The sequence below is a fragment of the Treponema sp. Marseille-Q4130 genome (assembly GCF_014334325.1).
Taxonomy (GTDB): Bacteria; Spirochaetota; Spirochaetia; order Treponematales; family Treponemataceae; genus Treponema_D.
Genome location: NZ_JACSET010000004.1, coordinates 68598 through 80354 on the forward strand (window position 1 = coordinate 68598; position 11757 = coordinate 80354).

The 11757-nt window shown below is 49.3% G+C and carries 11 protein-coding genes; 6 read left to right on the plus strand and 5 right to left on the minus strand.

Features of this window, described 5'->3' with window-relative positions; translation table 11 throughout:
• Nucleotides 1–28: 28 nt before the first annotated feature.
• Entirely contained in the window at nt 29–679 is a 651-nt protein-coding gene (locus H9I36_RS05505) for a sister chromatid cohesion protein PDS5 (RefSeq protein WP_187384379.1), read from the plus strand.
• Nucleotides 663–1127 (plus strand): hypothetical protein, encoded by a 465-nt coding sequence (locus H9I36_RS05510; RefSeq protein WP_187384380.1) that lies wholly within the window; start codon nt 663–665, stop codon nt 1125–1127. Before H9I36_RS05505 ends, H9I36_RS05510 begins: the two co-directional genes overlap by 17 nt.
• Nucleotides 1128–1140: 13 nt before the next feature.
• Here the strand turns inward: H9I36_RS05510 and H9I36_RS05515 are convergent, their stop codons facing one another.
• The 5 genes from H9I36_RS05515 to folD all read right to left on the minus strand — a co-directional run bounded on the left by H9I36_RS05515 (nt 1141) and on the right by folD (nt 6049).
• A complete protein-coding gene (locus H9I36_RS05515) occupies nt 1141–2280 on the minus strand; it encodes an SPOR domain-containing protein (RefSeq protein ID WP_187384381.1) in 1140 nt (379 codons plus the stop codon).
• Nucleotides 2277–2588, minus strand: coding sequence for a LapA family protein (locus H9I36_RS05520; protein WP_187384382.1), 312 nt, complete (start codon nt 2586–2588; stop codon nt 2277–2279). The genes H9I36_RS05515 and H9I36_RS05520 overlap by 4 nt, the downstream gene beginning before the upstream one ends.
• A gap of 139 nt (nt 2589–2727) precedes the next feature.
• The gene (miaB, locus tag H9I36_RS05525) at nt 2728–4098 is read right to left on the minus strand and encodes a tRNA (N6-isopentenyl adenosine(37)-C2)-methylthiotransferase MiaB (RefSeq protein WP_187384383.1); all 1371 of its coding nucleotides are present in this window, start codon (nt 4096–4098) and stop codon (nt 2728–2730) included.
• A gap of 249 nt (nt 4099–4347) precedes the next feature.
• On the minus strand, nt 4348–5181 hold the full coding sequence (gene folE2, locus H9I36_RS05530) for a GTP cyclohydrolase FolE2 (RefSeq protein ID WP_486389539.1): 834 nt from the start codon (nt 5179–5181) through the stop codon (nt 4348–4350).
• Nucleotides 5171–6049 (minus strand): bifunctional methylenetetrahydrofolate dehydrogenase/methenyltetrahydrofolate cyclohydrolase FolD, encoded by an 879-nt coding sequence (folD, locus tag H9I36_RS05535; protein ID WP_187384384.1) that lies wholly within the window; start codon nt 6047–6049, stop codon nt 5171–5173. Before folD ends, folE2 begins: the two co-directional genes overlap by 11 nt.
• A gap of 112 nt (nt 6050–6161) precedes the next feature.
• Between folD and H9I36_RS05540 the strand changes: the two genes are divergently transcribed.
• The 4 genes from H9I36_RS05540 to H9I36_RS05555 all read left to right on the plus strand — a co-directional run bounded on the left by H9I36_RS05540 (nt 6162) and on the right by H9I36_RS05555 (nt 11709).
• Nucleotides 6162–6749 carry a TP0733 family outer membrane beta-barrel protein gene (locus H9I36_RS05540; RefSeq protein WP_187384385.1) on the plus strand — a complete coding sequence of 196 codons (588 nt, stop codon included), beginning with the start codon at nt 6162–6164 and terminating at the stop codon, nt 6747–6749.
• 9 nt (nt 6750–6758) lie between these two features.
• Nucleotides 6759–7874 carry a hypothetical protein gene (locus H9I36_RS05545; protein ID WP_187384386.1) on the plus strand — a complete coding sequence of 372 codons (1116 nt, stop codon included), beginning with the start codon at nt 6759–6761 and terminating at the stop codon, nt 7872–7874.
• A 255-nt stretch (nt 7875–8129) separates the two neighbouring features.
• Complete coding sequence (locus H9I36_RS05550) at nt 8130–9449, plus strand: ABC transporter substrate-binding protein (RefSeq protein ID WP_187384387.1); 1320 nt, start codon at nt 8130–8132, stop codon at nt 9447–9449.
• A 124-nt stretch (nt 9450–9573) separates the two neighbouring features.
• Nucleotides 9574–11709 (plus strand): methyl-accepting chemotaxis protein, encoded by a 2136-nt coding sequence (locus H9I36_RS05555; protein WP_187384388.1) that lies wholly within the window; start codon nt 9574–9576, stop codon nt 11707–11709.
• The last annotated feature ends 48 nt before the right edge of the window (nt 11710–11757 follow it).

The following is an 11757-nucleotide window of genomic DNA, read 5'->3' on the forward strand; positions in this document are numbered from 1 at the left end:
AAAGAATATGTACGGAGAATAATAAGCAGTGCCGAATCAAACAGCCGATAGAACGATCCTTAAAGAATTAAGAGCGATAACAAAAGATAAGGCAAATTGGCAAACGGCAATCGATGATGTCGCACCAAAACTCGGTAAACAATATTCGGAAGATGTAAAAGCAAAAGCCTTGTGGCTTCTCGGTGAAATGGGATTGCATTATCCTTCACACATACAACCGTATATTAAACAAATAGCCGATTATCTGAGAGACGACAATCCGAAACTGAGGGAACGATCGGTAAACGCATTGGGACGAATAGGCAGAGCGGACAAAGCTTTAATACTTCCCTATTTTGATACATTGATGGATATGCGCTGCGACACAGAGGAGGCGGTACGGCTTGCGTTTGTGTGGGCTTGTGAAAATATTGCAACGAATGCGCCGGAGTTTTTTTGCGACAAATTGGATTTATTTTATGCGTTGATATCGGATAAGGGAGAGCGAGTACGAATCGAAGCACCTGAAATGTTTCGAGTGATGGGAAAACGGCTACCGCATTCCGTAGAGCCGTATTTGAAAAAATTGGAACGGTTTGCCGAACATGATTCGCATCCCGTTGTCCGTATTCACACGAGCGGTGCAATCCGCATAACGAAAAAAGCATTGGAGAAAAGCAAGCATGCCGCAGATGAGTAAGGGCGGAAAATATATTTTCGGCTGGTCGGTCATACGGGAAAACGGAAAAATAATTTTTCCGACATCGGCAGTAGAAGAATATAAATTACAAAAAGAACGGTACATTTACATCGTTTCCGGCAGCAAACAGACGGGCGGATTTTGCGTAATGAGCGAACCGCTGCTTTCCCGCTCAAAGCTGAATCACATCCTGAAAGAAAATCCGAACCTTGCGGAAAGGAACGTAAAAGAGGGAGAATTGATTTCATACAAGGGAAGAAAATACGGTTGGCTTCCCCTAAAAGATAACGGAGTTCGACTTACGCCGTCATTGATGCGGACGCTGGATATAAAAGCCGGAGACAAATTATTGGCGATCCGAAGCAGCGACATCGCATTTACTTTAGGCGCAAAAGGTGCATTGATACAAAAAGCACTTGAATACGCGGGAGAAATAGCAGTTTTTTAAAACGGTACATCGATCACAGAGGATAAAATTCAAATCCCGCCGTTCTGAGCTTATCGCCGATGCTGCCGTCAGTTTCGTCAACCGCTACAATATAATACGTCGTTCCGCTCGCTCTCGTTTCCGTCGTCACGGCGGCGGTAAAGCCTTTATCTTTCAGAGCGGCGACAAGCCTGTCGGCGTTGGCTTTTTCGCGGAACAAGCCGAGCTGCAATCTGCGAAGCGAACTGCCGCCACCCTGTGCGGCCGCCGCGCTTTGCCCTTGTTCGTCGCCCGTTCCCGTTTTCGACGCGCCGGATGATTCGGATCCGACGGCAACGTTTTGTACGGACTGCGATTGACCGCTATTTTTTTTCGATTCCGTTTTTTGTACCGCAGCCGCGCCCGCATCTTTTTCGGTACTTGCAATTTTTTCCGCCCCGCCGGAATCGATTTCGGGAAGAGCCGCTTCTTTCCGCGGCAAAAAATACCAAAACGGCGCCGGAAGGAGCTGCACGCCGCCTTTTACGATTCCCGTTTCAAGCGATGCGGGGAATTCTTTTTTCAACGCCGCAGCATAGGATGACTCCCCTGTAAGGTACCACAGCGTCAAAAGGACTGCGGGTTTTACGCTTGCCATCGACTTGAACGACATATACGCTTTCAGCATGGTGACGCTCTCATCCAAATCGGCGCTCACATTCGCACGGCACAACTCTGCCCAAAGCGCATAGAGTTTGATCCGCGCCTGAATCGCTTCATCGTTCGAATTGCGCACTGCGGAGTTGAGATAGCGCTCCGCCGTCGTATAATCGCCTGAGCTGAGCGCACAGCGCACCGCATCAAGGACGAGCTGCTCCGACGATTTTTTCGGCATGCGGTCGGCATCGCCTGCGCTGATAGCGGCGGCTTCGGCATAAGAAGCGCGCGCATCGTCGAAACGCGCAAGCTGTTCCTGAAGAGAGCCGAAAAACGCATAGAGCGCGCGTTTTTCTTTCGGGTCGGAAACTTTCGGTAAGTTTTCCGCGATATACGCAATCGACGCGTCGACGTTCGGCTTTGCCGCCGCGGCATCGGCAACGGCGCGGGCCGTAAGCGGACGCGCTTCATCCGCCGCAAGGGGTAAAAGAAAAATTAATAATAATAAAACGGCAAACGAACTGCCTCGGCGCTTCATTTTCTTCCCGTCATCCGATTTTCGGCAGTATCTTTTTTGTCAACGCTTTCCGCATTTTTCAGCGCGTCCTTTGCCGCTTTCGCTTTTATCTTATCGATTTTTTTTGCCGCGATGCTTTTACCCTTGCCGAAGGAAAACGGCAGCGCGACAACGATACCCGCAACAAAGGATACGATGATCGTGATAAACACGGGTACGTTGTGAAACGTGTGAAAGATCACGTTGACGTCACAGACATTTCGGATATTAAATCCCGTAAACACCGCGATCAATACCGCAATCACTATAAAAATTATAAGACCGATCATAATCACCTCGCAATCGAGTTTAAAAAGCTTAGTAGAGATTGTACTTTAAAAAAGCCGCTTGTGCAATTCGCCGCATTGCCGCGTGCGAATCGCTTCTCTACAGCCGGAGTCCTGCACCTCTAAAAATCCGACCGAGTTTTCACAGCTGTCCTTTAAACGTCTGCCCCGAAAGCTCGGTCAAACGGAGCTCGACGAATTTTCCGATAAGCGATTTTTCCGCTTTAAATGCGACTCGCTCGTCCCGTTCCGTTTTTGCAAGGAGCTCCGCTTCGTCGTCGCGGCTCACCGATTCGACGAGAGCTTTTACCGTCGAACCGACTCGCTTTTGCATCTCTTCCGCCGTAATTTTAAGCTGCATATCGATGATTTTTTGGAGGCGCGCTTTTTTTACTTCGAGCGGAATTTGATTCGGCATCTTTGCCGCAGGCGTTCCTTCTCTCGGATTATAATAGTACATAAACGCATTTTCGTAGCGCACCGTCTTCATAAGATCGAGCGTTTCTTCGAAATCTTCGTCCGTCTCTCCCGGAAAACCGAGCATAACATCCGTCGTAAGCGATACGTCGGGAAGCGCGGCTCTTATGCGGTCGACGAGCGAAAGATAATGCTCGCGCGTATAGCGTCTGTTCATCGCCTGCAATATCTTCGTCGAACCGTGCTGCACCGGCAGGTGAATGTGGCGGCACAGTACATCGTTGTGCTTGATCGCATCGATAAGGGCATCGCTCAAATCTTTCGGATGACTCGAAACGAAGCGCACCCATTCTATCGGCGAATTGTTTTTTTTAAGATGATCGGAAATAATAATTAATAATTTTGCAAAGTCGGCATCGGCGTCGCAATACGAATTGACGTTCTGCCCGAGCAGCGTCACTTCTTTTACGCCGTACGATGAAAGCGCGTCGAGTTCCGAAAGCACTTCTCCAACGGGGCGCGACACTTCCCTCCCCCGCACATAGGGCACGATGCAGTACGTACAAAAATTATTGCAACCGTGCATGATGGGCACAAAGGTCGAAAAAGCTCCCGGCTCGGCGGAAATCGGTGCGAAGGTATACGACGGCGAATCGTCGAGAGGAGCCGCCCTCACCCCCTTTTCCGCAGCTTCGATGATATCGCCGAAATATTTTTTTGCAAAAGTTCCGACGACGTAATCGATACACGGATAGTCTTCTTTGAGCGATGTAAGAAGGCGTTCGGCCATACAGCCGGTAACCACAAGCGTAAGCGGCTTTGCGCCGTCGCGGACAAAAGCCTCGGCCTTTTCGAGCGTTTTCGATTTTGCGCCGGGCGTCTTTTGGCGCAGGGCTTTCAATCCCGCGTACCAGCCGAGTCTGCCGAATATGCGGTTTTCGGCCGTCGCACGCACCGAACAGGTATTGATAACCGCGACGTCGGCGACTTGCGCGTCTTCGGCTTTTTGCCATCCGCGCGCGATAAACAGCCGTTCGATCGATGCGGACTCGGCGATATTCATTTGGCAACCGTATGTTTCAAAAAAGTACGTCATATTTCATTCCACTTACATTTTTCAAAAATAGTACCGCGCACGGATGCGCGGATTTTGCCGAGCGAGAATTCGCACCCTCTCTTTCGCTTCGAAGAGAATTCTCGTGTTGTGAAAAAACACGACGTTTTTTCACAACGATCTTGCCTGCGGCCGCTCCACTTCGTTACGCGGGAATCGGCGTACGCACCTGCTTCGCCTCATCATTTGGCAACCGTATGTTTCAAAATAATACGTCATTTACATTCCACTTTAATTTTTTTTGCATTCCGTTTGCGCTCCGTATTCGGCATACGCATACGCATTGTGATTGTGGATGCTTTCGTAATTTTCCGCCTCGACGGAAAACCATGCAAACGGTTTTGAAATCGGAAAAGAGCGCAGCGCAAGATAGGTTTCGCGCACGATGTCTTCGGCAAAGCGCGGGTTGTCATACGCGTGTTCGGTCACCCATTTTTCGTCCCTCCGTTTAAGCGCGGCATAGAGACCGCCCGATGAAGCGTTTTCGATGACGGCGATGACGTCTTCGATCCAAAAAAAATCCGAATACAGCAATTTTACGCGCACCGTACCGCGCTGATTGTGCGCGCCGTAATCGCTGATCGCTTTCGAACACGGACACAGCGTTGCAACCGGCACCGAAACAGAAATAAAAAAATCGCGTTCGGTTTTTCCGACGCTTCCCTCATACGCGCACATATAACTCATCATGCTTTTCGTGCCGGAGACCGGTGCGCTTTTTTCGATAAAAAACGGGAACGAAACGGTTCCGTAGGCGCGTGCGGCACAAAGCGTTGAGCGGATCTCATCGAGCATATCGAAAAAGCGATGCATCGAAATATCGAAGCGATATTTGTGAAAGACTTCGATAAAACGGCTCATGTGCGTACCTTTGCAGTCGGCCGGCAAATCGACAAAGAGATCTACCGTCGCCGTCGTGTTTTGCGTTTTATTGATTTTATCGAGCACCGTCACGGGATAGTGTAAGCCCTTTACGCCGACTTTTTGCAGCGGCACACCCCGCGTATCATTTTCGCTTTGTATATCGCGCATCGCAGCACGGGATATTTTTTCGTCAGCGCTCACGGCCTCTCTCCGCAGCTTCAAGCGTATTTTGCATGAGCATCGCAATCGTCATGGGACCGACCCCTCCCGGCACGGGAGTAATATACGATGCGATTTCTTTTACCGCATCGAAATCGACGTCGCCCGTCAAACGGAATCCGCTCTTTTTCGCCGCATCGGGAATGCGGTTCACACCGACATCGATGACGGCAGCACCTTCTTTTACCATATCCGCGCGGATCGTATTCGGCATACCCGCCGCCGAAATGACGATATCGGCATCCTTTGTGATCGTTTTCAAATCTTTCGTTCCCGTATGACAGAGCGTCACGGTGGCATTGCAGTCTCTGCGCGACAAAAGGAGGGCGAGCGGTTTTCCGACGATATTCGATCGACCGACGACGACCGCGCGCGCACCGGAGGTTTCGATGCGCATCGATTTGAGGAGCACGACGATGCCGTGCGGCGTACACGGAAGCGGCGCATCACAGCCTATGACGAGCTTTCCGATATTGACAGGATGAAAGCCGTCGACGTCTTTTTCGGGCGAAATCGCAAAGAGTATTTTACGTTCGTCGATGTGTTTGGGAAGCGGCAGCTGCACGAGAATGCCGTGAACGCTCTCGTCGCGATTGAGTTCTCCGATAAGCGAAAGGAGTTCCGCTTCGCTTGTGTTTTCGGGCAGCTCGACGGAACGGTCGTTCATACCCGCTTCCGAAAGCGCGTTCCGTTTGGCTCGCACGTATGAAAGGCTTGCGGGGTCGTTCCCGACGAGGATGACGGCGAGGCTCGGCTCAACGCCCTCCGATTTCAGTTCCGCCGTCCGAGAGGCAATACGTCCTCTGATATCCGCCGCCGTTTTTTTTCCGTCGATAATCACCGCACTCATCGTGTAACCTGCCCCGCTTCCGCATCGTTTTATGATTGATAAAACCGCTTGAAAAAGATATACTGAACAATATATCTTTTTTTATAAAAATATGCTATCTATGTGAGGAAAGATGAAACGCACCGTAGCGCTATGCTGTATATTATTTTTTTGCGCCGCCGCTTTTTTTGCCGCCGGCAAATCTCAAGGCGACGAATACGATGACGGTACGCAATTCCGCTATAAGATGAACGGCTCCGGCGATCAATATATCCAAATTTCGGTTATGCCGAGTTTTCCGCTCAACTTCAAAGGCAAGATGTATGTCGGAGGCGCTGCGGATCTCGGCTACCGGCGATTTATCACAGGATTGTTTGCCGTCGGCGGCAATATCATCGTCGGCTACCATCCGACGCTCGGCAGCAATATCTTCAACTTTTGGCCGGTAACGGCAAGCGTCACGTTTCAGCCGTCCGTGTGGCGCTTCGAATTTCCTCTTTCGATCGGAGCGGGTATCGCATTCGAAACCTATCAGAGCAGGAGATATTTTCCGGGCTTTGTGCTGCGACCCGAAGTCGGCGTATTTTACCGCATGTCGGAAAGCTGGTCGTTCGGAATCGGAAGCGTCTTTTTGTGGATGCCGCAGTGGTACAAAGATCCGAGCTATAATTTCGACGGCCTCTTTTTGACGGCATCCGTTTCGGCACGGTATCATTTTTAAGGATTTTGTATGAGGCGTATATTTTCCGTTTTAATAATTTTTTCCGCACTCGCGTGCGCCGTTTTTTTTACCGGCTGCCAGGACGTCATCTTTGCCAAAATCATGGGGGAGGTCGAACTCGAAGACGCGACGATAATCGGCCGCGTCAATGCGATTGTCCGCTGTACATTTAACGGTCAAGAATATCTTTTTATTCCGAACGGCAGAGTATACGGAAAGCCTGCAAGTTCCGCATCGCACGGCGACTGGAACTTGATGTCGGACGGTCTGCCGAAACTTTCCTACGACTATTACAATAAAAAATTCGACGGCATTTACATCTACCAGCTCGCCGTGACTCAAAATACGCTCTACGCGCTCGGCGCCGAGATTTATGAAAATACTGAAGAAGGCGAAAACATCGCCGGCAGTCGTTATCTGTATTACCTCAACGGAAGCACGTGGACACAATGCGATGGAGCGGTTACCGGTTCTTCGGGTACGACGACGATATTTTGCACAAATACGATCGCCGCGGCAAATCGGACAGCGTATATCCGCATGAACGGAACGGTAAGCGAATTGAAAAATTCTCCTTCGAGCAGTTCGTATATTCAAAGTACCGCGACGTCCGTATTGGGAGACACGCCCGGCGAATCCACCGTCTCTGTCGTCTATGCAGGCGGCGTTTATTTTTTCAATTCGTGTTCCGCAACAAATGAAACGTCGAGTCCCGCAACGTACGTCTATTGGGCGAGCGGTTCCACTTTAAAATACGTTGCGGCAGGAACCGCCGCTTCAGCCGGAGCGAACGCGGTAAGCTGTTCTGCAAATATCACTTCCATAGCCGCAACGAACGATGCGATCATTTTGGGAACGAACGGACGCGGTCTCGAAAAGACGACAAATACGAGCGGCGTCCCCGGCTCATCGCTCACGAGCTTTTCGACAAACGCGGATTCGGCGCTCGGCTCCCCGTACATCATCCCCGCACTGCTCTGCGTCGATTCCGCCGCTACGGAAACAGGCGCAACACTCTATGCATCCGCGGACTTCAGACGAAAATCGAATTCGAGCGGAGGCAACTACAAAGATATCGGTCTCTGGTCGTATTATCCGTCACGCGGCAACTGGAACAGAGAATAGGCGGTTTAAGAAAATCCCGCGTCCGGAACTTGGAAAGTCAATTATAATCTCAAATATATCAAGGTAATCTCGAAAAACTCATCTTTAGCGTTTTTTTCGAGATAAAGTTATAAAGAATCTCTTGAAAAAAATGCACCGAATTTAATTTACTTTTCCTAAAGATTGACACAGGCTCTTTTACTCGCTACTATTATTGAACCTATACGCATATACATTATTATAGACAAAAAAACAGTGCGCAAGTCAGGAGTGTTTATGAACAATAGCAGGTGGGGACTTTTGCTGAGGCACGGTGCAATCATCCTATGTGCAGCGTTTTTAGCGGGCTGTATGAATCAAAAAACCGCTTCCGTCGCAGCGGATATCGATTTTTGGTCGTTTCCCAACTTTACTTCGGAAACGGGTGTGCAGGGTGATTTTGAAAAAGAGCTTATCGCCGCATTCGAAAAAGCGAATCCGTCCATCAACGTGCGCTTTACATCGATTAGTTTTACCGACGGAGCGGACAAAATCGAACAGGCGATCGCTTCAGGCAAAGCTCCCGATATCATATACGACGCGCCCGGTCGTATCATCGCATGGGCTGACAAGGGCTTGCTCGAACCTCTCGACGACGTACTCGCAACGGAAAAGCCGTATATCATGACGGGTATGCTTGCGGTTTCCGCAGGTAAAGATTTACGCACGTATATGTATCCGATGCACGAAGGTCCTTTTTCGATGGCATTCAATAAAGAGATGCTCGAAGATTTGGGGCTTCTTTCCCTTTTGCCGTACACTCGGCGCGACCGGCAGTGGACTGTCGCGGAGTATGAAAATCTTTTACGCGCGCTCAAATCGAAATTGCCGAAAGGCAAAACACCCGGCGTATTCTACTATAAAACGCAGGGCGGCGATCAGGGCACTCGTGCGTTTTTGGTCAACCTCTTCGGCAATGTATCGCTTTTGAATAACGATTATTCGCGCTATACGTTCAACACGCCCCAAGCGATAAAAAACGTCGCGTGGACGATGGACGCGATGAAAGAAGGCTTGCTGCTCGACGGCGCAAACCTTACATCGAATGACGCTATTGCTATGTTCGTTGCATCCGATGCGGCACACACGATTCTCTATTCGCCGCAGCTGAACAAAATGTATGACGGAAAACGCAAATATCGCGGCAAAGATTTTACTCCGATATACATGCCTTTTCCGAACGATTCGGGCGCTCCGTCCCTCGAATTCATCGTCGGCGGCGCCTGTGTGTTTAAAAACAAAAATCAAAATAAAATAGAAGCGGCGAAACGATTCCTGCACTTTATGGCGACGGATGAAGTATGGGCGCCGAAGCTCGTCGCCGCGACCGGCGGTTTCCCTGTAACTTCAAAGATCGAAATCGAAACCGACGATCCGGAGATATTGTATAATTCCGTACTGCAGAAATTCTTCGGCCAATACTACAACAATATAACCGGTTTTCCGGAAATGCGCGGCTATTGGAATACGGCCCTGAAGAACGCCGCAGCCGGAAGAAACATACAGGGCGTACTGAATATTTTTGTTAAAAGTTCTGATGAATCGCTCAATAAATAAAATGCAAAACGTGCTCGAACGGTGCGGTATTTTGTTAAGATTATATACGTGCGCGCTCGCGCACGGCTGCGGCATTTTCGAAAATCAATATTTTCTGCAATGCCGCGCTTTTTAAGGAAGGGATATGAAATACGTTTTTTCGGACGGAAAGAAACATAAAATATTTTCAATAAAAAACAAAATGATAACGGCGTTTGCGTTTTTTTCGCTTTCGATCGTACTCATTTCATGTATGGTATCGATAGCGCTCGCCTCTTTTTCACTCGTAAGCAATACGCGATACTTCCTCAACGAATTGGTGTTCAGCTCTTCAAAAGCGCTCGACGAACGCTCGAAGGCGATGTTCGAAAAACTGGAAGCCTTTTCCAATATCCCCGATATCCAGGAAGATACGCTGTCGTACCGTGCAAAAATCGAATTATTAAAAAATGAAATTCAACTGCAGCGACAGCGCGGTTGGCTCAATTTCGGTATCGGCGGAAAAAACGGCATACTCTACCGCACCGACAATAAAACCGAAAATGTTTCGACGGAAGATTGGTTTCGACGAGCGATGACGGGTAAGTACGCCATCACGGAGCCGGTTTTTTCTTCCACGGAACGGATGTACGTATCCACGATTGCGATCCCGCTGCGCGATTTACAGGGCAAGATCACCGGTGTTCTCAGTGCAACACTTTTGGGCGGTTCGCTGTCGAATCTCGTAAGCGATATGACGGTCGGAAAAACGGGAGCCGCATATCTGATCAGCCCCGACGGCATCATACTCGGAAACCGTCAGCCGGAAATATTGTATAAAAATATCTTTACCGAAGTGTTCGAACGCGAAAGCAAAGAATTTCAAGGTTTTCTCCGAAGCGCGTTGAGTTCGGGAAAATCTAACGTGAGTATTTCAAAAATAAATAATACGCGATATATCGCGGCAACATCTTCGATGCGCTACTCCGGCTGGACGCTGCTGCTCATGGCGCCCGTTTCGGAATTCGTCGCGGAAAATATAACGACGCTTATTAAAACGTTTATTTTCATCGCCGTTTTGCAGCTCGTCATCGCGATCATCATCGGATTCTTTATCGCCCGCCATATCGTCAAGCCGCTCAATTTGATGATCGATGCCCTGCACAATATTTCGCAAGGAGAAGGCGATCTCACCATCGAACTGCCGGTCGTCGGCAGGGATGAAACGGGCATCCTCTCGACTTACTTCAACGAAACCATCACAAAACTCCGGAACTCGATCAAAAACGTCAGCACCGGTTCATTCGAAATGAAAACCGTCGGATCCGATCTCGAAAGCAATATGGTGTCCGTAAGCGAATTTGTAAAAGCGATCACGGACAGCATCGAAGAATTGAGGGGTCATTTTACGGAACAGGAAAAAAGCGTTTCGGAAACGGCATCCGCGATCGAAGAAGTCATTAAAGCGATCCGCGCACTCCACGAAGATATAGACCGCCAGCTGAACGTCGTCGAAAAATCGACGGTGTCGTTGGACGGTATGACGAAGTTCGTAAGTTCCGTCGAAGAAAATATAAAGGGCGCGCAAAACACGATGCAAAACCTCACATCGGCGACGGACTCCGGACGCGAAACGCTCACACGGGCAAACAATATATCGCAGCGGATATCCGAAGCGTCGGGCAGTTTGATCGAAGCGAGTGCCGTCATTCAGAATATAGCAAACCAGACAAACCTCTTGGCAATGAACGCAGCCATCGAAGCGGCTCACGCAGGTAAAGCGGGCAAGGGATTCGCCGTCGTCGCTTCGGAAATCAGAAAGCTCGCGGAAAGCTCGAGCGCACAAGGTCAAAAAATCACGACGACGCTCAAAAACATCATCGATGAAATCGAACAGCTCGCATCGTCCGCGTCGGGTGCAGTCGAAAAATTCAATTATATTTCAAGCTATTCGAACGAAGTATATAACGCCATCCAAAGCGTCGTCAAAGTGATGGACAAACAGGAAGAAAACAGCACGAGCATACGCGATATGATAAAAAATATCGGTACGACGACGAGCGGGGTAAAATACAATTCCGCAGAAATGCTCGCGAGCAGTGAAAATATCTTAACGCAGGCGACGCAGCTTGACGAACTCACCCGCGTTTTACGCAAAACGATGGATTCGATCGAATCGCAAGTCGATCTTATCAATTCGGCGACACAGGAATCGATGGAAATCGCGATAAAAAACAAAGAATCCATCGACGGTCTCGTCGCCGAAGTCGGTAAATTCAAAACGCAGACGACGGATATGTAAGCGCATAGCCTTCCGATTTTTACCGGATGATCTCATCCGTCTTGGACG